The sequence below is a fragment of the Phyllobacterium sp. K27 genome (assembly GCF_054796155.1).
This window is the reverse complement of record NZ_CM139240.1, coordinates 2,024,321-2,047,693: the sequence shown is the minus strand read 5'-3', so window position 1 is coordinate 2,047,693 and position 23,373 is coordinate 2,024,321. Positions and strand designations below refer to the sequence as shown.

24 protein-coding genes and 1 tRNA gene are annotated in these 23,373 nt (G+C 50.6%); 17 read left to right on the top strand and 8 right to left on the bottom strand.

From position 1 onward, the window contains the following. Positions 1 to 45 precede the first annotated feature (45 nt). Positions 46 to 909, bottom strand: a complete 864-nt coding sequence (locus ACYJL1_RS09990) for a DMT family transporter (RefSeq protein WP_460895271.1) — start codon at positions 907 to 909, stop codon at positions 46 to 48. Positions 910 to 1,015: 106 nt separating this feature from the next. Between ACYJL1_RS09990 and ACYJL1_RS09985 the strand changes: the two genes are divergently transcribed. Continuing rightward, on the top strand, positions 1,016 to 2,428 hold the full coding sequence (locus tag ACYJL1_RS09985) for an aminotransferase-like domain-containing protein (protein WP_460895270.1): 1,413 nt from the start codon (positions 1,016 to 1,018) through the stop codon (positions 2,426 to 2,428). Here ACYJL1_RS09985 and ACYJL1_RS09980 read toward each other — a convergent pair. The 3 genes from ACYJL1_RS09980 to ade are packed head-to-tail and all read right to left on the bottom strand — an operon-like array spanning position 2,404 to position 6,010. Beyond that, entirely contained in the window at positions 2,404 to 2,934 is a 531-nt protein-coding gene (locus tag ACYJL1_RS09980) for a DUF1697 domain-containing protein (RefSeq protein WP_460895269.1), read from the bottom strand. The two genes, ACYJL1_RS09985 and ACYJL1_RS09980, sit on opposite strands and share 25 nt — an antisense overlap. An 8-nt stretch (positions 2,935 to 2,942) precedes the next feature. Further along, complete coding sequence (ilvA, locus tag ACYJL1_RS09975) at positions 2,943 to 4,202, bottom strand: threonine ammonia-lyase IlvA (protein ID WP_460895268.1); 1,260 nt, start codon at positions 4,200 to 4,202, stop codon at positions 2,943 to 2,945. Then, positions 4,199 to 6,010 (bottom strand): adenine deaminase, encoded by a 1,812-nt coding sequence (gene ade / locus ACYJL1_RS09970; RefSeq protein ID WP_460895267.1) that lies wholly within the window; start codon positions 6,008 to 6,010, stop codon positions 4,199 to 4,201. Before ade ends, ilvA begins: the two co-directional genes overlap by 4 nt. Positions 6,011 to 6,260: 250 nt before the next feature. Here ade and ACYJL1_RS09965 point away from each other — a divergent pair, with 250 nt between their 5' ends. From ACYJL1_RS09965 to ACYJL1_RS09915, 11 genes are all read left to right on the top strand, one after another. Beyond that, positions 6,261 to 7,238, top strand: coding sequence for a tripartite tricarboxylate transporter substrate binding protein BugD (locus ACYJL1_RS09965; protein ID WP_460895266.1), 978 nt, complete (start codon positions 6,261 to 6,263; stop codon positions 7,236 to 7,238). A gap of 78 nt (positions 7,239 to 7,316) precedes the next feature. Continuing rightward, positions 7,317 to 7,778: a tripartite tricarboxylate transporter TctB family protein gene (locus tag ACYJL1_RS09960; RefSeq protein ID WP_460895265.1), complete on the top strand. Its 462-nt coding sequence runs from the start codon at positions 7,317 to 7,319 to the stop codon at positions 7,776 to 7,778. Positions 7,779 to 7,787: 9 nt separating this feature from the next. Next, positions 7,788 to 9,290, top strand: coding sequence for a tripartite tricarboxylate transporter permease (locus ACYJL1_RS09955; protein ID WP_460895264.1), 1,503 nt, complete (start codon positions 7,788 to 7,790; stop codon positions 9,288 to 9,290). A gap of 92 nt (positions 9,291 to 9,382) precedes the next feature. Further along, positions 9,383 to 9,468, top strand: a tRNA-Leu gene (locus tag ACYJL1_RS09950). 143 nt (positions 9,469 to 9,611) lie between these two features. Continuing rightward, a complete protein-coding gene (locus ACYJL1_RS09945; RefSeq protein WP_460895263.1) occupies positions 9,612 to 10,370 on the top strand; it encodes a competence/damage-inducible protein A in 759 nt (252 codons plus the stop codon). Positions 10,371 to 10,440: 70 nt separating this feature from the next. Next, positions 10,441 to 11,283 carry a universal stress protein gene (locus tag ACYJL1_RS09940; RefSeq protein WP_460895262.1) on the top strand — a complete coding sequence of 281 codons (843 nt, stop codon included), beginning with the start codon at positions 10,441 to 10,443 and terminating at the stop codon, positions 11,281 to 11,283. Positions 11,284 to 11,422: 139 nt separating this feature from the next. Next, positions 11,423 to 11,920 carry a xanthine phosphoribosyltransferase gene (gpt, locus tag ACYJL1_RS09935; RefSeq protein ID WP_115052815.1) on the top strand — a complete coding sequence of 166 codons (498 nt, stop codon included), beginning with the start codon at positions 11,423 to 11,425 and terminating at the stop codon, positions 11,918 to 11,920. A 255-nt stretch (positions 11,921 to 12,175) separates the two neighbouring features. Continuing rightward, positions 12,176 to 12,607, top strand: a complete 432-nt coding sequence (locus tag ACYJL1_RS09930; RefSeq protein ID WP_460898000.1) for an NUDIX hydrolase — start codon at positions 12,176 to 12,178, stop codon at positions 12,605 to 12,607. A 561-nt stretch (positions 12,608 to 13,168) separates the two neighbouring features. Beyond that, positions 13,169 to 16,960, top strand: coding sequence for a vitamin B12-dependent ribonucleotide reductase (locus ACYJL1_RS09925; protein ID WP_460895261.1), 3,792 nt, complete (start codon positions 13,169 to 13,171; stop codon positions 16,958 to 16,960). A 257-nt stretch (positions 16,961 to 17,217) separates the two neighbouring features. Next, entirely contained in the window at positions 17,218 to 17,625 is a 408-nt protein-coding gene (locus ACYJL1_RS09920; protein WP_460895260.1) for an MCP four helix bundle domain-containing protein, read from the top strand. A 362-nt stretch (positions 17,626 to 17,987) separates the two neighbouring features. Next, the gene (locus tag ACYJL1_RS09915) at positions 17,988 to 18,347 is read left to right on the top strand and encodes a hypothetical protein (RefSeq protein ID WP_460895259.1); all 360 of its coding nucleotides are present in this window, start codon (positions 17,988 to 17,990) and stop codon (positions 18,345 to 18,347) included. On the opposite strand, the gene ACYJL1_RS09910 is transcribed toward ACYJL1_RS09915, so the two are convergent. Both ACYJL1_RS09910 and ACYJL1_RS09905 read right to left on the bottom strand, forming a co-directional pair. Beyond that, entirely contained in the window at positions 18,344 to 18,646 is a 303-nt protein-coding gene (locus tag ACYJL1_RS09910; RefSeq protein ID WP_460895258.1) for a hypothetical protein, read from the bottom strand. The genes ACYJL1_RS09915 and ACYJL1_RS09910 overlap by 4 nt on opposite strands. 283 nt (positions 18,647 to 18,929) lie before the next feature. After that, entirely contained in the window at positions 18,930 to 19,397 is a 468-nt protein-coding gene (locus ACYJL1_RS09905) for a hypothetical protein (RefSeq protein ID WP_460895257.1), read from the bottom strand. A 245-nt stretch (positions 19,398 to 19,642) separates the two neighbouring features. Between ACYJL1_RS09905 and ACYJL1_RS09900 the strand changes: the two genes are divergently transcribed. Continuing rightward, positions 19,643 to 20,590: a metallophosphoesterase family protein gene (locus ACYJL1_RS09900; protein WP_460895256.1), complete on the top strand. Its 948-nt coding sequence runs from the start codon at positions 19,643 to 19,645 to the stop codon at positions 20,588 to 20,590. A 35-nt stretch (positions 20,591 to 20,625) separates the two neighbouring features. Here the strand turns inward: ACYJL1_RS09900 and ACYJL1_RS09895 are convergent, their stop codons facing one another. Beyond that, entirely contained in the window at positions 20,626 to 20,889 is a 264-nt protein-coding gene (locus ACYJL1_RS09895) for a hypothetical protein (protein ID WP_460895255.1), read from the bottom strand. Between the two features lie 222 nt (positions 20,890 to 21,111). Here ACYJL1_RS09895 and ACYJL1_RS09890 point away from each other — a divergent pair, with 222 nt between their 5' ends. The 3 genes from ACYJL1_RS09890 to ACYJL1_RS09880 all read left to right on the top strand — a co-directional run bounded on the left by ACYJL1_RS09890 (position 21,112) and on the right by ACYJL1_RS09880 (position 22,593). Then, a complete protein-coding gene (locus tag ACYJL1_RS09890) occupies positions 21,112 to 21,594 on the top strand; it encodes a hypothetical protein (RefSeq protein ID WP_460895254.1) in 483 nt (160 codons plus the stop codon). Between the two features lie 310 nt (positions 21,595 to 21,904). Beyond that, positions 21,905 to 22,078 carry a hypothetical protein gene (locus tag ACYJL1_RS09885; protein WP_460895253.1) on the top strand — a complete coding sequence of 58 codons (174 nt, stop codon included), beginning with the start codon at positions 21,905 to 21,907 and terminating at the stop codon, positions 22,076 to 22,078. A gap of 59 nt (positions 22,079 to 22,137) precedes the next feature. After that, positions 22,138 to 22,593, top strand: coding sequence for a thermonuclease family protein (locus ACYJL1_RS09880; RefSeq protein WP_460895252.1), 456 nt, complete (start codon positions 22,138 to 22,140; stop codon positions 22,591 to 22,593). 134 nt (positions 22,594 to 22,727) lie between these two features. Here ACYJL1_RS09880 and ACYJL1_RS09875 read toward each other — a convergent pair whose 3' ends face one another. Beyond that, the gene (locus ACYJL1_RS09875) at positions 22,728 to 22,901 is read right to left on the bottom strand and encodes a CPCC family cysteine-rich protein (protein ID WP_460897999.1); all 174 of its coding nucleotides are present in this window, start codon (positions 22,899 to 22,901) and stop codon (positions 22,728 to 22,730) included. Between the two features lie 137 nt (positions 22,902 to 23,038). On the opposite strand from ACYJL1_RS09875, the gene ACYJL1_RS09870 reads away from it, so the two are divergent. Beyond that, positions 23,039 to 23,161, top strand: coding sequence for a hypothetical protein (locus ACYJL1_RS09870; RefSeq protein WP_460895251.1), 123 nt, complete (start codon positions 23,039 to 23,041; stop codon positions 23,159 to 23,161). Positions 23,162 to 23,373: the final 212 nt, after the last annotated feature.

Here is a 23,373-nt window from a genome sequence, read left to right as displayed (position 1 = left end):
CGCACAAAAAGCAAACGATTTTATTGTGCGCCGCAAAATGCCGCCCTACTTGGCAAACCGTTTTGCTCCGAAAACGCATGCAATAACAGCAACCGTAACCACAATCATCTGCCAGCCTATAGCCTCCCGCAGCAATGTGGCCGCGATGATCAAACCGAAGAATGGCTGCAGAAGTTGAAGTTGTCCCACCGCAGCGATACCCCCCTGCGCCAAACCCCGATACCAGAAAATAAAACCAATAAGCATGGAGAAAAGCGAAACATAGATCAGTCCCAACCAGGCCGGTTGGCCAATAACCACCCAATCCTGGGGTAGTTGCAACAATGTCAAAGGCAACATAACGGGCAGCGATAGGACAAGAGCCCAGCAGATGACCTGCCAGCCACCGAGCTTGCGTGAAAGTTGCGCTCCCTCAGCGTAGCCCAAACCGCAAGCTATGATAGCACCAAACATCAAAAGATCGCCGGTTAATGATGCCTCCAGATTTTGTGTAAGAGCAAAACCAGCAACCAGCATGCTACCGAGACACGAAAACACCCAAAACATCGGCCGCATGGATTCGCCACCACGCAAAACACCGAAAATCGCGGTTGACAGTGGCAAAAGGCCAATGAAAACAATCGAATGTGCTGACGTAATGTGTTGCAGAGCAAGCGCCGTTAAAAGAGGAAAACCGACGACAACACCCATTGCAGTGACGAACAAATGCCCAAGATCAGACTTTGAGGGCCATTTTTCTTTGAACACCAGCAAAAGCGCCAGACCGAGAAATGCGGCAATAGTTGCCCGCGCTACTGTCAGAAAAATTGGGTCGAAATCTGCCACTGCGGCACGTGTCGCCGGTAACGATGCGCTAAAAATGAGAACGCCTACAAAGCCATTGATCCAACCACTCGTTGTCTTATCCATACCACTCACCTCATTTGAACCTTCTCCTACGCTTTTCACAGATGGATTTTCCAGATACGATCAAGTACAATTTCTATAAATTGTATTGGACCAATGAGCGGTACAGATGAACATCCATCGAAGTGGCGAGACCCGTGTCGAGCAGGTTATGCAGGCAATCAGGCAGCGTATCGCGGCACGCTTGCTGCTTCCTGGTGCACGCTTGCCATCCATCCGGAGTTTCGCCGACACAATGGCAGTGTCAAAATCGACCGTCGTTGATGCATATGACCGACTGGCGGCCGAGGGACTCATTCAGTCACGGCGGGGATCAGGATTCTATGTCGCCGGCCATTTGGCTCCGCTGACTCTTGCCAAAATCGGTCCAAAGCTCGACCATGCCATCGATCCGCTTTGGGTTTCAAAAACCTCACTGGACGCCAGCGATGATATGTTGAAACCGGGCTGCGGCTGGCTGCCTGCTTCCTGGATGCCCGAAGATGGTATTCGCCGTGCTTTGCGGGCAATCGCCAGATCGAATGACTCAGCACTAACAGACTATGCATCGCCGCTTGGGCTACAACCGCTTCGCCAGCTGCTGTCGAGGAGGCTGGGCGAACACGGCATCGACGCACCGGCTAATCAGATCATGCTCACGGATTCGGGAACTCAAGCCATTGACCTTCTATGCAGGTTCTTGATCGAGCCGGGGGATACAGTGATCGTTGACGATCCCTGTTATTTCAACTTTCATGCACTGCTTAAAGCGCACCGTGCCAATGTCGTGAGCGTGCCATATACAACAAACGGTCCAGACCTCGCGCTGTTCGCGCAGGTGCTGGAAGAACATCACCCACGATTATATATTACCAACTCCGCGCTCCAGAATCCGACCGGCGCCGCACTGTCTCCGCTTGTGGCACACCGCGTACTCAAGCTTGCAGAGCAACACAATCTTATAATTGTCGAAGACGACATTTTTGCAGATTTTGAACATGAGCCCGCCCCGCGGCTCGCCGCATTCGATGGACTCAATCAGGTTGTTCACATTGGCAGCTTCTCCAAATCAATCTCGGCATCTGTTCGTTGCGGCTTTATCGCAGCAAGACAAGATTGGATGGAAGGATTGACAGATTTGCGTATCGCCACCTCATTCGGAGGAAACCGCTTGGGTGCGGAGCTTGTGCTTTTCATGTTGAAGGAAGGCGCATACCGTAAGCATATGGATGGAATACGTACTCAACTCGCTCGCAGCATGGGCAATACAATCACACGATTAAAAGCGCTTGGCATAGTCCCATGGACTGAGCCGCGTGGCGGTATGTTGCTATGGTGCAGGCTAGCTGACGGTATCGACGCAGCCGAGATTGCAAAACACGGCTTGAAAGAGGGCATCGTCTTTGCCCCGGGCAATGTATTCAGTCAGTCGCAGACCGCCAATTCCTATATGCGCTTCAACGTTGCCCAATGTAACGATACACGCATATTCGATGTTCTGGCCGAGGCGATAGCTATTCAGATGGCGGCTGCGAGCGCCTGAAGCTTCAAAACCGTGTTCCAGTTGCGAGCAGTGGCAACAACACCCAAAGTTCTTTCGATCTTGGGATGCAGGCGGGCATTCGAGATGCCCTGCGGCGTGTAATAATAAAGCACCCGGTCCCGTATCTGAAATTCGTCAGGACCGTCCGCCTTTGATCGGAGTGCTTCTATTGCCGCCTCATCCGGACTATGCTCCATAAGATATGCGTGAAGCTTGGTTGGTTCAAAGACTGCTTCGGGATATGGATTGTCGGCAATAAGCTTTGCCCATTCGTCGGCGCTGGCAACCAGAATGGCTTTTGAAAAATCAAACTCCTTCAAAACGATCGGAGTGATACGCTTCACAAGTTTCTCTGCCGTATCTGGCGACTTCAGGACCACATTTCCCGTATTGATGTAAGTCCTAACGCCTTCAAATCCCTCTTTCACCAAGGCATTAGCGAGTGGTTTCACCGGCAACAATGTTGGGCCGCCGACTCCACGAAAAAGAATGATCCACGTCGTCATGAATCCTCCTAGATGATCAACCCTGCTATCGTTTCATTGTCGGTAATGTCCTGATATGCCCAACCAGCCTCATCAAACCGTTTGAACAAAATATCGAAATTCTTCCGGTTCTTGGTTTCAATACCGATGAGCACGGAACCGAAATTGCGCGCCGACTTCTTCAGATACTCAAAACGAGCAACGTCATCTTCGGGGCCAAGTAAATCCAGGAATGAGCGTAACGCTCCCGGTCTTTGTGGAAAGCGGAAAATGAAGTATTTCTTCAAGCCTTCGTAGCGCTGTGATCGTTCTTTCAGCTCCGGCAATCTTTCAAAATCAAAGTTGCTTCCGGATATGACCAGCACAATCCGTTTGCCCTTGAGATCAGCTTTCTTGAAATCCTTGAGTGCATCAATTGCTAACGCACCAGCTGGTTCAACGACGATACCCTCGATGTTCAACATCTCCAATATGGTTGAGCTCAGTCTGTTTTCCGGAATCAAAGTAACAGAATCCGGACTGAAGCCTTTGAGAAGTTTGAAATTTTCCCGCCCGATCTCGCCAACCGCAGCACCGTCGACAAAATTATCGACAGCTTCAAGTTTCACCCGCTTCCCGGCCTCAAGACTGCGTTTTAAGCTGGGCGCACCGGCGGGTTCCACGAAGCGAAATTGCGTTTCCCAGCCTAGCTCAGACAGATAGCGTGTCACGCCACCGGAAAGACCTCCCCCTCCAACAGGCAGGATCATCAAGTCAGGTCTGCGCTGATCAGGCAATTGCGCTGCAATCTCATGTGCAACAGTCGCCTGTCCCGTAATAATATCCATATGATCGAAGGGCGGCACCATCACGGCCCCCATCTCCGTTTCGAACGCCCGCGCCGCTGCATAGCACTGATCGAAAATATCGCCGACAAGCCGAATTTCGATGAATTCGCCACCGAAACTGCGTGTCTTGTCGATTTTCTGCTGCGGCGTTGTAACCGGCATGAAGACAACGCCCTTTTTGCCAAAGTGCCGACAAATAAAAGCAAACCCTTGAGCATGGTTACCCGCAGAGGCGCAAACGAACACCGCATCTAGGGATTTGTTTGTGTTCAGATAATGCGAGATGAAATTAAATGCGCCGCGGATCTTATAGGAACGAACTGGCGATAAATCCTCGCGTTTCAACCAAATCTGCGCACCGTATTTCTGTGAAAGATAATGATTGAGTTGAAGCGGTGTTTCGGGAAAAAGCACACGCATCTTGGTGGTCGCTGAAGCGACGGCCTTGGCAAAAGCAGTCATAGAAACAAGTCAACTTTCTCGAATGTTCTGACATCGATAATCCCGACGTCGGAAATACGCAATTCTGGAATGACAACCAGCGCCAACAGAGAATGCTGCATATAAGCATTATTCAGGCTACACCCCATGGCACGCATTGCGTTGACCAGTTTGTCAGCCTTTGCGGCCACCACTTCTGCTCGCTGATCGGACATCAAACCCGCAATAGGCATCTCAACAAGTGCAAGTTCGCGGCCCTTGGAAAATAATACGACACCGCCACCAACCTCACCAAGGCGATTGGCAGCTTTTGCCATATCGTCCTTGTTGGTGCCGACGACAATCATATGGTGGCTGTCGTGAGCAACGGTCGATGCCATTGCGCAGTCGAGCGTATAACCGAATCCTGAAACAAACCCGTTTACAACTGTCCCGGTTCCGCGATGACGTTCAACCAGAGCAATCTGGCAAATATCATTGCGCCGATCCATCTGCACGATTCCATCTGAGACGGACAGATCAGCTTCAAGCGCTTTTGTCGGTGCCTGGTTTTCAATCACACCAATGACTCGCGCCGTTACGTGCTTTCCAGGCTTGGGTGCCGGAATATCAAAATCCTTGGCTTTCAGCTTTTTGCCTAGCTTGATCGTGTTCTTGGCGAATGACGGATAGTCATAGGCTGGAATATCGGCAATCAATTTGCCTTTTTCCGCCAGAAGCGCCCCGCGCGCATAAACGCGATCAATTACAAGATTTGGCAAGTCTGACACGATCAGAAAGTCCGCTAGCCGTCCGGGTGTAATTGATCCGATCTCTCGTTCAAGCCGGAAATGCTGTGCGGTGTTAAGCGTTGCCATTTGGATTGCGGTAACGGGCTTCAGTCCCTGTGCGATTGCGTGCCTTACGACGCGATCCATATGGCCATCATTGACCAGAGTTCCGGAATGACTGTCATCAGTGCAAAGGATGAAATTGCGGGAGTCGAGCCCCTGCTCTGTGACAGCCTTGATCTGGCTTGCAACATCGTACCAGGCTGAACCAAGGCGAAGCATAGCGCGCATACCCTGACGGACGCGGGCCATCGCATCCTCCATTCGCGTGCCTTCATGATCGTCTTCCGGACCACCGGCCACGTAACCATGGAAAGCGCGTCCCAAATCAGGTGAAGCGAAGTGACCGCCAACAGTTTTTCCAGCTTTGACTGTGGCATCAATGCCGCCGCGCATGGTCGCATCATTATTGGCAACGCCGGGAAAGTTCATGACCTCGCCAAGGCCGACAATATTTGGCCAAGTCATCGCTTCGGCAACATCTGCGGGACTGATAGCTGCTCCAGCATTCTCCAAACCCGGAGCAGAGGGCACACAGCTTGGCATCTGCACATGCACATTGATTGGCATGCCAAGCGCCTCGTCATGCATCAGGCGCACGCCTTCCAATCCCAATACATTGGCAATTTCATGCGGGTCGATAAACATTGATGTGGTGCCGTGCGGAATAACAGCGCGGGTGAATTCGGTTACAGTCACCATGCCACTTTCCACATGCATATGCGCATCGCAAAGGCCGGGCACGAGATAGCGACCAGCCGCATCGATGACTTTTGTTTTAGGCCCGATGCAGTGTTCAGCACCATGACCAACAAACGCAAAGCGTCCGGCAATAACGGCGATATCGATACCCGCAATGATCTCTCCGGAGTATACGCTCACCAGACGGCCATTTCGCACGACAAGATCCGCTGCGCGGCGCCCCATAGCAACATCCACCAGCAATGGGGCTGATTGCGTCCAGCTCTGTGGCTTGCTGGCCTTATCCTGCTTCAACATCCAATACCTCATATCGTCTTTTACATATTGCTCATGCATATACGAAAACAGCTTCAAGCACCCCACCTCAAGCGAATTTCTCAAAAATTTATGCGAAGCCCATGAAATACTTGACATACTGGCTACGCTTGCCTCCGATAGAGCGCTAATGAACGTGAGCAGATGTGCCAGACCTCCGAGGAGACCGCCGCATCTGTTCGGTAAAAGAAAGCTAACTCTACTCACAAGCCGTATTCTGGGAGGAATATTAATGCGCAAGATACTCATTTCACTGGTAGCCACTGCGACTTTTGCTTTGGCATCGAGCACTGCGTTTTCGCAAGGCTATCCTGAGCGCAACATCACAATGGTTGTGCCGTTCTCTGCAGGCGGCCCAACTGACACTGTCACGCGCCTGGTAGCTGAAGCCATGTCAAAGGATTTGGGCCAACAGATATTGGTAGAGAATATTGGTGGCGCCGGTGGCACTTTGGGCGCTTCGCAGGTGGCAAAGGCCGAAGCTGATGGATATACATTGCTGCTGCATCATATCGGAATGGCTACCAGTGCAACGCTGTATCGCAAGCTTCCTTACGACACACTGAACGCATTTGAATATGTCGGGCTGGTGACCGAAGTACCAATGACTATTGTTGCCAAGAAAGATTTCGAGCCAACAGACCTGAAGGGGCTTGTTGAGTATGTGAAGGCCAATGCGGACAAGATCAGTCTTGCCAATGCTGGCATCGGCGCGGCTTCGCATCTTTGTGGAATGTTGTTCATGAATGAGATCAAAGTTCCACTTGTGACTGTCCCGTATAAGGGAACAGGACCTGCGATGACCGATTTGCTCGGTGGTCAGGTTGACTTGATGTGCGATCAGACAACCAACACAACCAAGCAGATCAAAGGTGGTACCATCAAAGCCTATGCGGTGACATCGGCAAAACGTCTCGATGCCCTTCCGGATGTTCCAACTGTAGAGGAAGCTGGTCTTCCAGATATGCAGATCGGCATTTGGCACGGCATCTACGCTCCAAAAGGCACACCCACCGAGGTGACGGAGAAAATATCAGCATCGTTGCAGAAGGCCCTAAAAGATCCGAACGTTGTTGCCCGTTTTGCCGAACTTGGCACAGTTCCAGTAACGGATGCCGAGGCGACACCTGCGGGCTTGAAGTCGAAACTCGAAAGCGAAGTGACACGTTGGAAGCCTATCATTGAAGCGGCTGGCCAATACGCGGACTAGTTCAGCATTTACCGGGGCATCATGGTGCCCCGGTCCTTTCATTTTAAGCAACGCCGGCAAACGGCGACGGGGGGATAGATGAAATCCTTGAGTTTTAGCTCACGCGACATTGCATGCGGTATATTGTTTATCTTGGTGGGCCTTTTCTTTGCGATACAGGCCTATGGACTTGACCTGGGGACAGCTTTTCGGATGGGCCCCGGCTATTTCCCGTTTGTGCTCGCCGGAATTCTCATCATCCTGGGCATAATCATTATAATTCAAGGCACACAGATCGAACACGAGCCAATGAGCCCGATCGCCTGGCGTGGAATATTGTTTATTCTACCCGCACCTATTTTTTTTGGCCTGACTATTCGCGGTCTTGGATTCGTACCGTCGCTGTTCTTGACCGCTTTAATTGCAGCTTTTGCCAGCACCAAAATGCGCCCCGGAATGGCACTGCTTCTTGTCGGAGGGCTTACGATTTTCTCTGTCATCATCTTCAGTTACGCCTTGGGGCTGCCATTTCGCCGCTTCGGCCCTTGGCTTGGACAGTGAGGGCGCATCATGGAACTCTTTAACAATCTGGTGCTCGGATTCACCACTGCCGGTGCTCCATGGAACCTCTTCTTCTGCTTTATCGGCGTTATTCTCGGCACGCTTATCGGTGTATTGCCCGGCATCGGCGCAACGGCGACGATTGCCATGCTCCTGCCAATTACCTTTCAGCTGGAGCCGGTATCTTCACTGATTATGCTGGCAGGTATTTACTACGGCGCTCAATATGGTGGTTCGACAACGGCTATTTTGATCAATATGCCTGGTGAATCATCCTCCGCTGTTACAGCCATTGACGGCTATCAAATGGCCCGGAAAGGTAGAGCAGGCGCCGCATTGGCAATAGCAGCGATTGGTTCTTTCTTTGCGGGAACAGTTTCCACCATACTGGTTGCGGTGTTCGCACCACCGTTGACAGTGGTGGCTTTAAAATTCGGTTCTGCCGAATATTTCTCCCTGATGATTGTCGGGCTTGTTTCATCGATTGCCCTTGCTCATGGTTCTGTAGTTAAAGCGATGGGGATGGTCGTGATCGGCCTTCTGCTGGGACTTGTTGGCACCGATATTTACACCGGCACTCCAAGGTTCAATCTCGGTATCTTGGAGCTCTCAGACGGGCTGAACTTTGTAGCGGTCGCGGTTGGTGTATTCGGCATTGCGGAAATTCTCCGCAATCTGGAGAACGAACATGATCGCGACGTCATGATCAAGAAAGTCACCAATCTTTGGCCAACCAAGCAGGATTGGAAGGAAATGACTGCACCGATCTTGCGCGGCACCGCAATTGGTTCTGCACTCGGAATATTGCCCGGCGGCGGCGCCATTCTCGCATCCTTTGCCTCCTATACCGTCGAAAAGCGCATGTCGAAAACGCCCCGAGAGTTCGGCAAAGGCGCTGTTGCTGGTGTGGCTGGCCCCGAATCTGCAAACAACGCTGGCGCACAAACGTCGTTCATACCAATGCTGACACTCGGCATCCCGGCTAATCCGGTTATGGCACTCATGATTGGCGCGATGATCATTCAAGGTATTGTACCCGGGCCAAACGTGGCCACGGAACAGCCTGCGCTTTTTTGGGGTATCATCGCATCAATGTGGATTGGCAATCTCATGTTGATCCTGCTGAACCTTCCGCTGATAGGACTTTGGGTCAAGCTTCTGACCATCCCCTATTATATGCTTTTCCCCATAATCATCGCGTTCTGCTCTATCGGCGTTTACAGCGTCAACTCCAATGTATTTGACCTTTACGCTGTCGCGTTCTTCGGTTTGATCGGGTATGTCCTGGCCAAGCTTCGCTGTGAACCGGCTCCCTTGCTGCTCGGCTTCGTACTGGGTCCACTTCTGGAAGAACATCTGCGACGAGCCATGATTATGTCACGTGGCGATGCGACAACGTTTTTCACACGGCCGATCAGTTTGACACTATTGCTGCTTGCTATAGCAGTGCTTGTTGTTGTGCTTTTGCCCAGCATCCGCAAAAAACGCGACGAGGTTTTTGTCGAAGAATAATCAGTACCGGTCCCTGAATGGCAGTCATGAATGCGATAACTTGCTAAAACACCGTTGACGGAATCGATCGAACCGTTGAAAAGCTTAATCGCGCGGACGTGGTGAAATCGGTAGACACAACAGACTTAAAATCTGTCGGCCATAGGTCATGCGGGTTCAAGTCCCGCCGTCCGCACCAACATTGACCCGGCTTTTCAGCCGGGTTTTTGTTGTTTTACAACGTGTTTATAACCTCGCCCGTCACAGCGAACTGTTTATCCCAAAGGGCTTGCAGCTATACGCTTCGGGAACTACGTTCCTGTTTCCATCAGGAGTATTTCAATGACAAATGATAATAAAATCGTGACGGCCGCAATGCTCGCGATTGGCGATGAACTGCTCTCAGGACGCACCAAGGACAAAAATATCGGCCATCTTGCCGACATTCTGACTGCTGTTGGGATTGATCTGGAGGAAGTACGCATTGTTCCGGACGAACAAAGACGCATCATTGAGGCATTGAACGCTTTGCGCCAGCGTTACGACTATGTGTTTACGTCTGGCGGCATTGGTCCAACGCATGACGACATCACCGCCGATGCTGTCTCAGTTGCATTTGGCGTGCCATGCGAACACGACGCCAAGGCGATGAAAATAATGGGTGACAGTTACGCTGCAAGAGGTATTGAGTTCACAGAAAGCCGCCAGCGGATGGCGAGGATGCCGAGAGGCGCGGTCCATATTGACAATCCGGTTTCAACCGCCCCCGGCTTCAATCTGGAAAATGTGTATGTAATGGCGGGTGTGCCATCCATCTTTCAAGCAATGCTGGACAATGTTATTCCAACATTGCAGGTGGGCACGCAGTTGCGTTCGCAATCGGTGAGTTGTCCATTTGGAGAAGGCTCCATTGCGGTTCCGTTGGGCCAAATACAATCTGAAAACCCCGACACAATCATAGGATCGTACCCAAAATACGAAAATGGTCGTTTTTCAACGGAGCTTGTTGTCCGTGCCCGGGACATGGCTAAGATGACTTCCGCTGTAACTGCGGTGAAGGCCATGATCGCAAATCTGGAAGCAACGCAACTTCCGCGCTAACGCACCGCTCATTCTGGCTGTATACTGTAATCAGCCATGTTTCGATGGCGTAAAGACAATGGAGGCCAAAATGGCATTTCGCACCATCATCGCTTTTATTCGCAGTGAACGGGAAGCAAAACGGGTCATTGGCGCCGCCAGATTGATCGCTTCATCAAGCGAGCGCACCCATATCATTGGCCTTTACACAATTCCCTCACCCATCGTTTATGCTGATCCTACAGGCTTTGCTGACACGACATTGTTCGAGGCGCATGAGCAACGGCATAAAGAAAATGCGGCGGCCATTACTGCCGCGTTCAATGCAGAAATGGCGAAAACGACGATATCGCATGAATTTCGTATTGTGCGCTCAGAAAGCAGCAGTCCATCAGCAGGTGTTACCCAAAGTGCCCTGCGTGCAGATATCATAATTGCCGGGCAACCCGATCCGAGTGATCCTGACAGCGTCAATGATGTTACCGATCCGCTGGTCATGGAAAGCGGACGTCCCGTGCTTTTCGTACCCTACAAAACGCAGTTGCCTGAAAAGATCGATCGTGTGGTCGTCGCATTTAATGGCAAGAGGGAAGCCTCCCGCGCTGCGTTTGATTCCCTGCCCTTGCTGATTAAAGCGGAAAGCGTCGACATTCTTTGGGTCGACCCAAGAAAGTCTAACGATCCCAATGTGGATATTCCCGGCACACCGCTCTCTGATGCGCTTCGTCGTCACGGTGTAAATGTCAATCCGTCAACTATTGATTCCGATGGTGAACCGACGGACAAAATCCTGCGCCGCAGAATTGCAGATAATGGGGCAAATCTGTTTGTTATGGGTGCATATAGCCAATCTCGCCTGAAGGAGTGGGTGTTTGGTGGCGTAACCAGTTCCATAATGAATGACATGCCTTGTCTGACACTGATGTCGCGTTAGCGTGTCATAACACCAGGTTAATTGCACTAAACGTGGGTAAACAATGCAAGCTGCTTGCCATAAGCCTGCTTTTCCCGCTATTGCGAGTTGCATTCCTTGCGGTTTCCCGCTTCCTCGCTTGATCTATGGAGTGCACCCTATGTCCCTGCCCGACAAAGCCTTTCCGGTATCCTGGGACCAATTCCACCGCGATGCCCGCGCATTGGCATGGCGTGTCGCTGGTATGCAGCGTGAATGGCGAGCTATGGTCGCAATTACCAGAGGCGGCCTCGTTCCTGCTGCGATTATTTGCCGTGAACTCGGCATACGCATGATCGAGACGGTCTGCATTGCCTCTTATCACGACTATGATGAACAAGGAGAGCTTAAGGTTCTCAAAGATGTTGACGCGCGCCTTTTGGAAAACGGCGGTGAAGGAATTCTCGTGATCGATGACCTTACCGATACCGGCAAAACGGCTGCAATAGTTCGAGCCATGATGCCAAAGGCACATTTTGCTACGGTTTATGCCAAACCTAAAGGGCGACCGCTCATTGATACATTTGTGACCGAAGTATCTCAGGATACGTGGATCTATTTTCCTTGGGATATGGGCCTGACCTATCAGGAACCCATAACTAAAGGCCATAAGGGATGATGGTTCGACAGATCAACGATCGTCGGACTGCAGAAAATTAAGCAAAACAAAGGAACAATTGGCTCCGTTCATAGTTGTGATCTTTTTGCACTGCTGTTCAAAAAAATGTCACAAGTCGCGTTTAAGCAAAAACTGTAGTCGGTAATCAGTTGCGATTTGCACGAATCGGTTCAGTCTTGCTGATGACAAGAAAGAATGAGTGGAACATTGAATATAGTTTATAAAGATGAGTTGGTGACTGCAAAACGGACCGAGATGCCTGATGGCCGGGTTCGACAGGTTGCTGCGCTCGTTTATAGATTGAAGAAAGATGTTCCTGAGGTTCTTCTGATCACTAGCCGTGGCACCGGTCGCTGGGTCTTACCGAAAGGCTGGCCACAGGTCGGCAAGACTTTTGCATGTTCTGCGGAAGCGGAAGCATATGAAGAAGCAGGGATCAGGGGCGACATCAGTCCATTCTCAATCGGCACGTATTGTTACGAAAAGGACGATATGTGTGAAGGTGAGATTGGTGATTTTATTGTAGATGTTTTTCCGCTGGAGTTTTCCCGCCAGGAAAAGAAATGGCCCGAACGTGGCGAACGACGCCTTGAGTGGGTTAGCCTTGAAGAATCTGCATCACGCGTCGAAGAGCCGGAACTGAAGGCTCTTCTGATGAGCTTCGATCCCTATCGGATTCCTCGCTAAGTTTGCTTGGCTTGGAGTTGTACGGTTTTATCAATACGGCTAATCAGTTCTCCCCGTTATCCACATATGTGACACACAAGATGTTGCGGTCATAAATTTGTCAGAAACTATTTCTTGACGCATACCAGCGAGTCACTTTTTATAGGAGACCGTTGCGTTAGTAGCGTGACCGGAGTGTCAGTAGCCGGTCTTTTTTCCAGTTTGAACAAGGCCTTAGACGCTGTCTCATTGTAGAGACGCGCTTTGTGAATTTGTGACTTGCAAGGGTGAAAAAGATTGTCCACAGGCTTGGATTATTCTCTTGTTAATACTATATTTAGTGTTTGCAGGCAGAATATACACCAGATAATGTGACGGTCCGTAAGAGGCAAGAATCACAGAACAGGCGTCGAGAAGGGCCATCTGGTTCGGAATGAGGCGGCAAGCCGCAACAAGGACGGACGAGGATGCAACAGCCGGTTTCAGATATTGGAACCGGTGACAGTGGGATCGTGTTCTTGGCACGCTAACGCTTCACATAGCGCCGGTTGAACACTATATATAGAGACAAGGACCAAACAGATGCGGATCGAACGGCGTTTCACAAAAGAAAACCAGTCTGCTTACGCGGATCTAGAATTTCGCGTGGCGACAAGTGAAATCAAGAACCCGAACGGATCGGTTGTGTTCCGCCTCGAGAATATTGATGTTCCGGCTCAATTCAGTCAGGTAGCCGCCGATATTCTGGCTCAGAAATATTTCCGTAAAGCCGGTGTTCCCGCCAAACTGAAAAAAGTGGAGGAGAATTCCGTACCGTCCTGGTTGTGGCGTTCAGTTGCTGATGAAGAAGCTTTGGCCCCCCTGCCTGCCGAAGAGCGTTATGGCTCTGAGATGGATGCACGCCAGGTTTTCGATCGTCTGGCCGGCACGTGGACCTACTGGGGTTGGAAGGGCAAGTATTTCGATAGTGAAGCCGATGCCCTCGCCTTCCGTGATGAGCTTGCATATATGTTGGCTACACAGCGTGTTGCGCCCAACTCGCCGCAGTGGTTCAATACTGGTTTGCATTGGGCTTACGGAATTGATGGCCCGGGTCAGGGACACTATTATGTCGATCCCGAAACCGGCAAACTCACCAAATCAAAATCATCCTACGAGCATCCACAGCCGCACGCTTGTTTCATTCAGTCTGTTGCTGACGACCTCGTCAATGAAGGCGGCATTATGGATCTTTGGGTTCGTGAAGCCCGCCTCTTCAAATATGGTTCAGGCACGGGTTCCAATTTCTCTTACCTTCGTGGCGAAGGTGAGAAGCTTTCCGGTGGCGGTCGCTCATCCGGCCTTATGTCATTCTTGAAAATTGGTGATCGGGCTGCCGGTGCAATCAAATCCGGTGGAACCACCCGCCGCGCCGCAAAGATGGTCGTGGTTGATGTCGATCACCCCGATATTGAGGACTATATCGATTGGAAGGTGAAGGAAGAGCAGAAAGTTGCGGCTCTCGTCACGGGCTCCAAGATCGTCAAGCAACACCTGACTGCAATCATGAAGGCCTGCGTCAACTGCGAAGCTGACAATGGTGATTGCTATGAGCCTTTGAAGAATCCGGCCTTAAAGCGCGAAATCAAGGCAGCAAAGAAGAACCAGGTTCCAGAAAATTACATTCAGCGCGTTATCCAGTTTGCCAAGCAGGGTTACACGGATATCGACTTCAAAACCTATGACACAGATTGGGATTCAGAAGCCTATCTAACGGTCGCTGGCCAGAACTCCAACAACTCCGTTTCGCTGAAGGACGAATTCCTGCGCGCCGTAGAAAATGATGGCGACTGGAATTTGACCGCCCGCAAGGATGGCAAGGTCATGAAGACCTTGAAGGCCCGCGACCTGTGGGAAAAGATCGGCTATGCCGCTTGGGCCTCGGCTGATCCGGGTCTGCATTTCAACACAACAATGAACGACTGGCACACCTGCCCCGCTGCAGGTCCGATCCGCGCCTCCAATCCATGCTCGGAATATATGTTCCTTGATGATACGGCGTGTAATCTCGCTTCAATCAATCTGCTGACATATCGCGGAAAAGATGGAAAGTTTGATATTACTGGCTACGAGCACACTGCTCGCCTCTGGACAATCGTACTTGAAATTTCAGTGATGATGGCGCAGTTCCCTTCAAAGGAAATTGCCAAACTATCCTATGAATATCGCACGCTCGGTCTCGGCTATGCCAATATTGGCGGCTTGCTGATGACCTCCGGCATTCCCTATGACAGTGACGAAGGCCGTGCCATTGGCGGTGCCCTCACCGCTATTATGACTGGCATTTCCTATGCAACCTCCGCTGAAATGGCGAAAGAGCTTGGTGCTTTTTCGGGGTATGCGCCGAACGCAGCAAACATGCTGCGTGTCATCCGCAACCATCGGCGCGCAGCACATGGTGAAAAGCAAGGTTATGAAGGCCTTGCTGTAAACCCTGTCGCATTGATTGCAGACCACTGCCCGGACCAAGATCTTGTTACCCACGCAAGATCGGCTTGGGACAAAGCGCTGGAACTCGGCGAAAAACACGGTTTCCGCAATGCGCAGGCCACAGTTATCGCTCCGACCGGCACAATCGGCCTGGTTATGGATTGCGATACAACGGGGATCGAGCCGGACTTTGCACTGGTAAAATTCAAGAAGCTCGCTGGTGGTGGTTACTTCAAGATCATCAATCGCGCCGTTCCGGAAGCTTTGCGCACCCTTGGTTATTCCGAGAGTCAAATTGCCGAAATCGAAGCTTATGCCGTCGGGCATGGCAATCTTAATCAGGCTCCAGCAATCAATCCGGGCTCACTAAAGGCCAAGGGATTTACGGACGAGATTATCGCAACGCTGAACACTGCATTGAAATCAGCCTTCGATATCAAATTCGCAGTTAACAAATGGACCATCGGCGAAGACTTTGCCAAGAATGTTCTCGGCTTCACCGATGAACAACTCAACGATATATCTTTTGAGATATTGCCAGCCCTCGGCTTCTCGAAGAAAGAAATTGAAGCCGCCAATGTGCACATTTGCGGTGCGATGACTTTGGAAGGCGCTCCATTCCTCAAGGAGGAGCATTATCCAGTGTTCGATTGCGCCAATCCTTGCGGCAAGATCGGTAAACGCTATCTTTCGGTAGACAGTCATATTCGCATGATGGCCGCTGCACAGCCATTTATTTCCGGTGCGATCTCCAAGACCATCAACATGGCCAATGAGGCCACTGTTGAAGATTGCAAATCCGCTTACATGCTTTCATGGAAGCTGGCTCTCAAGGCAAACGCCCTATACCGTGACGGTTCAAAACTATCTCAGCCACTGAACGCTTCTTTGCTCGCCGACGAGGACGAAGATGCGGATGATGCAATCGAAGCTTATGTTGAAGCGCCAGCGGCCGCTCGTGCAGTGCAGGTCACTGAAAAGATCGTAGAGCGCATAGTCGAGAAATATGTTCATGATCGTGAAAAATTGCCGAACCGCCGCAAGGGTTACACCCAGAAGGCAGTCGTTGGTGGACACAAGGTTTATCTGCGTACCGGTGAATTTGATGATGGGCGTTTGGGCGAAATCTTCATCGACATGCACAAGGAAGGCGCTGCCTTCCGGGCAATGATGAACAATTTTGCCATCGCAATCTCTCTCGGCTTGCAGTACGGCGTGCCATTGGAAGAGTATGTCGAGGCATTCACTTTCACCAAGTTTGAACCAGCTGGCATGGTTCAGGGCAATGATGCGATCAAGAATGCAACATCGATCCTTGATTATCTCTTCCGTGAATTGGCTGTTTCTTATCTCGATCGTCATGACCTTGCGCACGTCGATCAGTCCGACTTTTCGAATACCTCGCTTGGGCGCGGCATTTCAGAAGGCAAAGCTGAGCCAGTCTCCAAAGGCCTAACACGCGGTGCATCCCTTACGGTTGTTTCGCCTGGCAAGGCCGATCCAAAGGGTTTTAGTAACGCAGGAGGGACAGGCGTCGTTAATGCGCCAAAGGCAGCTGCGTCATCAAATGTCATGACCCTTGCCAGCCGCTCCACAACGGCACTTGCTGCTAAACCTGTCGTTGCTGTCACGGCCCAGGAATCCACCGGCTTCAAACGGGATTACGAAGAGCAGACCAAATCGGAACAAAGCCCATCAACTGCATTATTTGAGGACACCGATGCAGAAGCGGCGGCTGAAGAAGCCAAGGCTGCTGCAAAGAAAGTTATCTCGGATCGCCGCATCAAATCAATGATGCAAGGCTACACTGGCGATAGTTGCTCGGAGTGCTCCAACTTCACGATGGTGCGCAACGGAACATGCCTCAAGTGTGACACATGCGGAAGCACAAGCGGCTGCAGCTAGCTCTCTCAGTTCTGATGTAACCGCTACTGACATGAGTAGCCTAATATGGCCCCACGGCAACGAAAAGTGTCGGCAAAGTAGGTTGATATGTCCCGCTTGTCAGATTTGAACTGCGAAAAGGCTTGAGCACTCAACGCTCCAGCCTTTTCGGTTATCGATGAACCGGCGACTGCGTTGCGCTCTTCAAAACATGCGTGTGTCCGGATTTGGCGGCGGTTAAGCTATCATGTGTCAAAACTCGAAGGCTGGAGGCCAACATGCCGAGAAAGTTGAGCGGAAGCAACGGACGGACAGTAACTATCCCCGATGGTGCGCGCGGCCTGCAAGGAACCGACGGTCATATGGTTGCCATCTCCGCGGGCGCACGTGGTCTGCAGGGTAATGACGGACGCATGGTTGCCATCCCCGCAAACTGGCGAGGACTTCAAGGTAGTGACGGACGCATGGTTGCAATACCTCCGAACGGACGCGGGTTGCAGGGCGCAGATGGCCGCATGGCAGCGATCCCACCCAATGGTCGAGGGCTTCAAGGCTCTGATGGGCGGATGGTAGCGATACCTGCTGATTGTAGGGGCCTCCAAGGACCAGACGGCCGAATGGTCTCGATCAAGCCTGGTAAGCACGGCGTTGCCGATGCGAACGGAAGGATGCGCAACAAACCATAACCTAATGCAGCTTCATCGCTCGAGGTCAGCCCTGAGGCAACCTGACCACTCCTTTGCCCGCACGATAGATCTTTAGCCTTCAGGAAGCGACCACAGCAAGTTACAAAGCAAAACTTCGAATTCAAGTTTCGAAAAAGAGCGATTTACCCAAATTGCAGTCGGGGTATGAACCGCCGCCCCAAAGAAAAGCAATTTTCTCCTAAAAGGCAAAGTTCCTTTTGATTGGATTTGGTAACAGCAGCCGTCGTCAATCACTTCGATCTGACAAAATTTGGCACTGTTAGGTGAATTTAAGTTCTTCCAGATTAAGTCTGTCGAAGTATAGCGCGGCTACAAGCTGCTTCAGTTTTAAGGATGTCCGAATGAATAATCTGCCGGAAGATACTGACGATGGCGAAGACGGTGGTAACGTTGGTGCGGGCGCGATGACTAGCTTGTCCCCATCATATGGTCCTTCACCCAGCAAACGAGGTGACAAATCGTATGAAAGCTTTTCAAAATCAGAAAACGCAACGAAGTCCAGCCATAACAAAACGGAAACGCCAGATCCTATTTCCGAAACTCAGGTTGAAATCGGAGGGTTCATCTATACCATTCGGATGGTTGATGGCGAGTATGAAATTTATGACGAGAACATGGATCTCGTGGGCAAAAGCGATACACTTGAAGGTGCCATTGATATTGCCGCTAATGACGTCAGCCAAAAACGTTTGAAGCCCTAAGTCCCACTTTGGCTTGGGACACCCAACGCCTCGAAATCTAGGAGTATTTCTTTTATTCTTTCTCGTTGGTCGGCGCTGCCATTTTCGGTGATGTATGGGCCCCAATAGCGAATTAGGGTGACAAGTCCCATGGGCGTATTTAGTTTTGATGTTTCCATTAACGACTCAATTACCCTTAGTCTAAATGCAGCTTCTTTCTGAATGCTCCAATCTTTTTTCTGTACTAAATGACCGATTTTGTCGATGCACTGCACATCAAACGGAAAAAGCTCATCGTCAGGTTGCAATGGTCGCGGCATTTGTTACCTCGCTTCGGTACTAATAAATTGAGGGTTCAATTTCGCCGGCGCAAGGTCTTATCTCGGCGCGTTATTTTATAAATCTAAAGGTCCGTCTCTTCATGGGAGCTTTCAATACGGAAGCGGCTAACCGAAATCTTAGCAAGGTAAGTTAACAAGGAGGGGCAAAATTATGTCCAACTCGTCCATTTCAGATTTGAGCGACCCGCGCAAATGGGGCGTCAACGCGAAAACGGGTGAGAATGAGTATGCTCAAGAATCCGAACCGTGTGTTGGCGGATTATCAGTCAGAAGCAGTAGATAACCCCATTTCCCTCAGAAGCATTCTACCTAAATACGAGATCTCAACGCGGCCCTTAAAGCCCCCAGCCTTAGCGTCAAACTCCGGATACTCGCCTTTCTTAACACTGCCGAATCGTCGCTTGAGTAATCCCAGCCGAAGTAGACGTTCGCGCCCCAGCTCATATAGAGCTTCCTGATCTATTGCACTCACAGTGGACTGTAGATGTGCTGAATTTGGCCGGTCTACATTTTTCCAAGCATCCGGGCGATGGCTCTCATAAGTTTGACCATACGCGTCCAGCATCAAAACCTCATCGTCATCAATCTGTGTAAGAATTTCTAGAAGACGCTTACGACGTACAATATCTGCGGCCTCGTGTTTCAGCCCGTTGAACACCAATTCTACAATTTCGGTGATGCGTTTCTCGGTAGTCGAGCGCGCCGCTTCATAACCGCCAGCTTCTACCAAATCAATTTTCTCGACGTTTGAGAGTGCTTTGTCCGCAACAAGTTTCTCTAGGGTTTCAACTTTCTCCGACAGCTGCCGTAAGTAGCTTACTATTCTGTCTTGCCGAAGTTGGGGTATGACGTGGGTGATCAGTCCCCCAACGGCCCTCCAATCAGAGGTACAAAACTAACGGCTCCCCTCGTGGCCGCAACGAGCTTGTCCCGAATATTGTCATCTAGATTATCGTCCATGAGCATTCCCGACGAATGGCAAGCAAATCAAAACAAAGCTACGAACTCACCCTTCACACGAGGAGTACCATTCAGCAACGATTTCTACGCGGGCGTTGCCAAAAGCGTGAAGGTACTCTAGCTGAAGAGTTCATCTGCTTTACGGATGATGCCGCCGTAAATCTTGCGCTTTCGGCACTGACTGGATATCACGTGAACGAACCAAATGAATTTGCTCCGACGTATGCGATCGGTGACGTCCACGGCTGTGCTCGTTTGCTCAAACGTTTACTGTCCGCGATTCGAAAAGATGCCGAAAAACAGGGTACGGTACCGCGGGTCATTTTCCTTGGTGATATCATTGACCATGGACCTGACAGTCGGCTTGCCATGGACCAAGTTTGGCAAACGCTAGAAGATTGGCCAGATTCGCGACTTATCCTGGGGAACCACGACAATTTCTTACTAGACTTTATGACGGCCGACATCATCGATGTCTCGCGGTTCGACGCTTGGGTAGCACGCCAAGGCGGCCTGGCAACTCTGATTTCTTACGGCTTGGAAGATTTTGACTCCAACGATGCAATGGTTGAGTATTTTGGTGACGCCTATCAGACCCATATCGATTTGTTGAAGTCTGCTGACCGCATCATTTTAGACAGAAAGTTCGCGTTCGTTCACGCAGGCATTGATCCGTCGCTTCCAATCGAACAACAAAATACAAGAGACTTAATGTGGATACGCGAGCCATTTCTGCAGTTTCAAGGTTCCCTCTCCCATATTGTCGTACACGGTCACACGCCAAACAAAGAATTCGGGCCGGAAATTAAGTCCAATAGGATCGGGATTGATACCTGGGCCGTTCGCACAGGAAAATTGTCGTGCCTTGCCATTTCTCCAGATCAAGAGAATTTGCGGATCATTGCCGCCTGTGACGACGGTTCTGTTGGTATTATGACCGAAGACTTAGCTCTACCTGAATGAGATTTGGCTCTAAGCTTCCTGACATGAATACGTCTTCAGAAAGCCGCCAACAGTTCCCTGGCCTTGTCTACTGAAGTTGGACCTGTCGTCTCAGCTGCCGCCGCCGCATTACAGAGATCGATAATGGCCTGCGCCCGCTGCATTTCAGCATCGACATCCATCTGCCGCATCCGCTTGTTGTGCAGTTCAATGAGATGCATCCTGACGTGCTGGTCATAGAACCGAGCAACATCACGATCGCAATCTGGGCGTCCAGATTTAAGAGAATGGGCTTTTTTTGATGTGTTTGAAGAATGCATTGCGTGCTCCTGTCGTTTGAAATGCGCTGTCCTAAATCAGTTGGATGGCATCATATCAAAAGCATGCAGTTCTCCCTGTGAGCGTCGGCAGTGGCCTCGCGGAACGCGCATAAATCACGCAGCGTTTAGGAATGCAACACCTTTCATTCATATAATCGCGACTTGCGACAAATGCTCGGGAATCCTTCGGCAAAAATTCAACGCAATATGTGAGGCAACTTTATGAAAAAGAATGACTTGTTGGTCGCCTTTGCGCCACTCTTCCGAGAAGAACCATGCGTAAAATGTGGTGATGGTTGGCTGACGGTTGTTGAGCGCTATCTCTTGGATTTGAAAGCTGCATTGCCTCCGGAAGCGAAGCTAGACAGCATCCGATTTTACGAAAAATACGGAACGCTTAATGTAGATTTGGTTGAGGAATATCCTCTTTCAGACGATGCGCGAACAAAGCTTCGCAGAGCTGAAATTCTTTTGGAAGGGCGCTCAGAGAATATTTGCCAAATCTGTGGCGATAAAGGTAATTTGAGAGAATCGGGCAGCGGGTGGATGTCAGTGAGTTGCGAACAGCATGCACGAGATGGCAAGAAAATGGCACCTCAAAACGCCCGTTGGGGAATCGGTGGAGGATTTTGGGTGGCCTACGATGAAGCGAACGATCTTATCGTTGATATTCAGGGTCCAGTAGATAGTCGTGATGTTTTTTGAACGTTCAACGGCGGTTTCTCTCGATGAACGGGCATTCAACTCTTCCACTACGACAAGCTATGATACTAGATAACTCGTTTTGAATTAGATTACAGGTTTTAATGCTAGATATTGAGTTTCCGCACAACCATTACCGTTGGTGGGCACCTTAGGCTCCCGTGCCAATTCCAGACCTCGTTGATGACTCCCGCATCGCGGCCAGGCAGTCGGCATGCGCGGTCTCATTTCGGCAAAAATGTTGGGCACAGTGCACGGAACGTATTGTGTTTGATGGTGTTGTTCTGGCAGCCTGAGCCAAGGGGGGCGTCCAGTGGACCATTCCAACGATAATGACGACGCGGCCAGAAAGAAACTGCTCGATCAGCAGTTTGATGAGCATGGCTTCAAAGATGCCATGCAAACGCGATATTCACTCGTAGCAAATGACGATGTTGTAAATGATCTGCTGAAACGCCTTGATGAGGCTGAACGAAAGCGGCCGTAATTAGATAGTTTTCCGATGGCTCAGCTATTACAGTTTTGATCCTGCGATTGAATTGGCTCATGCGAAATTTTATAGCTTTCCTCGTATTGTTTACCGCAACCCCTGCCCTAGGTGAAACCTATGCTGGCGGCCGCCTAACTATCATAGACGGGGACACAATCGCTCTGCCGTGCGATCCCGCCAGCGGTTACAAGCGCGGTTGTGCGGAAAAGATACGTCTTCTTGGTATTGATGCGCCGGAGACCTCTAAGCCATCATGCGAGAAAGAGCTGACCACCGGCCTGGCTGCAAAAGAACGTCTCCGCGAGCTCCTGGAGAAAGAAACCATCTCAATCGAACGCAGCGGGCGGAAAGATCAATATCGCCGCTCTCTTGCTAGCTTGAAATTCGAAGACGGGTCTGACATTGGCTCCCTCCTCATAGCCGAAAATCTAGCACTACCGTATAGGTCGGGGGCAGCCGCCAAACTCAACCGCACACAACATTGGTGTGCTCCTGGAATAATTTTTCGGTGAGGCCCCTGCTCCTGATTGGTTCGCATATCAGCCTCTCCATGGTGGCATGGGAGATATCATCCGAACCGCGATGGGCGCTCAAGGCGTTGAAGTTGACGCGATTATTGTGGGGATTATTACACCTAATTCTATTCCTATGAACGTTCGGATTCGCTTGGGGCACGGACAAAAGACAGATCTTTAGGGTCGCTGGCTCCATAACAACGAAAATTGGCTCGACCTGCCGTTAATGACAATAATCTATTTGGACCACCGCGAATAAGGTCAGCGTCATGATCATCTTGACCGTCATCTTCCCAGAAGCACACAGGGCAAATCTCAAAGCCACCACGTTCGTGTAAAGTCGATATTGGCAGCACGGGCACCGATATGCAGACTGTTTAGAATAGGGCTCGAAAACATTCTGGAATACCATGATAGCAACCTTCACCTAAACTGGCGTAAGTTGCTTACCATCAAACTGAACCGCAGTCATGCGCCCGAACAGCTCGATGAGCGCAATGACCTTGCCGGATTTGGTGACTTCCTCAACCACACCGCCGATGTAGCAAAGGGATTGCCCTTGTGAAATCGGGCAAACGCAACAGCCACGAGGCTTAACAGGGCAAGTCTTCGCCGGACTTAATCGCCTTTTCCAGCACCAATGCATCGACAGCGTGCTGCACTTCATGCAAGCCCCAACCGATACTCATGGCACTCACTCCTACAAAAACGACTCAATGCCGTCGGAGCGAAATCAGTTCCCATGGCTCTTCATCAGAGTGTCAAGGTTCCATTACC

What these genes read in the sequence shown, in the direction of transcription:
- ACYJL1_RS09900 (WP_460895256.1), top strand. Translation starts at nt 19,643, where the DNA reads ATGGCAAGCAAATCAAAACAAAGCTACGAACTCACCCTTCACACGAGG.
- ACYJL1_RS09920 (WP_460895260.1), top strand. Translation starts at nt 17,218, where the DNA reads ATGCCGAGAAAGTTGAGCGGAAGCAACGGACGGACAGTAACTATCCCC.
- ACYJL1_RS09955 (WP_460895264.1), top strand. Translation starts at nt 7,788, where the DNA reads ATGGAACTCTTTAACAATCTGGTGCTCGGATTCACCACTGCCGGTGCT.
- ACYJL1_RS09880 (WP_460895252.1), top strand. Translation starts at nt 22,138, where the DNA reads ATGCGAAATTTTATAGCTTTCCTCGTATTGTTTACCGCAACCCCTGCC.
- ACYJL1_RS09940 (WP_460895262.1), top strand. Translation starts at nt 10,441, where the DNA reads ATGGCATTTCGCACCATCATCGCTTTTATTCGCAGTGAACGGGAAGCA.
- ACYJL1_RS09915 (WP_460895259.1), top strand. Translation starts at nt 17,988, where the DNA reads ATGAATAATCTGCCGGAAGATACTGACGATGGCGAAGACGGTGGTAAC.
- ACYJL1_RS09930 (WP_460898000.1), top strand. Translation starts at nt 12,176, where the DNA reads ATGCCTGATGGCCGGGTTCGACAGGTTGCTGCGCTCGTTTATAGATTG.
- ACYJL1_RS09985 (WP_460895270.1), top strand. Translation starts at nt 1,016, where the DNA reads ATGAACATCCATCGAAGTGGCGAGACCCGTGTCGAGCAGGTTATGCAG.
- ACYJL1_RS09890 (WP_460895254.1), top strand. Translation starts at nt 21,112, where the DNA reads ATGAAAAAGAATGACTTGTTGGTCGCCTTTGCGCCACTCTTCCGAGAA.
- ACYJL1_RS09945 (WP_460895263.1), top strand. Translation starts at nt 9,612, where the DNA reads ATGACAAATGATAATAAAATCGTGACGGCCGCAATGCTCGCGATTGGC.
- ACYJL1_RS09990 (WP_460895271.1), bottom strand. Translation starts at nt 909, where the DNA reads ATGGATAAGACAACGAGTGGTTGGATCAATGGCTTTGTAGGCGTTCTC.
- ACYJL1_RS09910 (WP_460895258.1), bottom strand. Translation starts at nt 18,646, where the DNA reads ATGCCGCGACCATTGCAACCTGACGATGAGCTTTTTCCGTTTGATGTG.
- ACYJL1_RS09895 (WP_460895255.1), bottom strand. Translation starts at nt 20,889, where the DNA reads ATGCATTCTTCAAACACATCAAAAAAAGCCCATTCTCTTAAATCTGGA.
- ACYJL1_RS09980 (WP_460895269.1), bottom strand. Translation starts at nt 2,934, where the DNA reads ATGACGACGTGGATCATTCTTTTTCGTGGAGTCGGCGGCCCAACATTG.
- ACYJL1_RS09925 (WP_460895261.1), top strand. Translation starts at nt 13,169, where the DNA reads ATGCGGATCGAACGGCGTTTCACAAAAGAAAACCAGTCTGCTTACGCG.
- ACYJL1_RS09960 (WP_460895265.1), top strand. Translation starts at nt 7,317, where the DNA reads ATGAAATCCTTGAGTTTTAGCTCACGCGACATTGCATGCGGTATATTG.
- ade (WP_460895267.1), bottom strand. Translation starts at nt 6,010, where the DNA reads ATGTTGAAGCAGGATAAGGCCAGCAAGCCACAGAGCTGGACGCAATCA.
- gpt (WP_115052815.1), top strand. Translation starts at nt 11,423, where the DNA reads ATGTCCCTGCCCGACAAAGCCTTTCCGGTATCCTGGGACCAATTCCAC.
- ACYJL1_RS09965 (WP_460895266.1), top strand. Translation starts at nt 6,261, where the DNA reads ATGCGCAAGATACTCATTTCACTGGTAGCCACTGCGACTTTTGCTTTG.
- ilvA (WP_460895268.1), bottom strand. Translation starts at nt 4,202, where the DNA reads ATGACTGCTTTTGCCAAGGCCGTCGCTTCAGCGACCACCAAGATGCGT.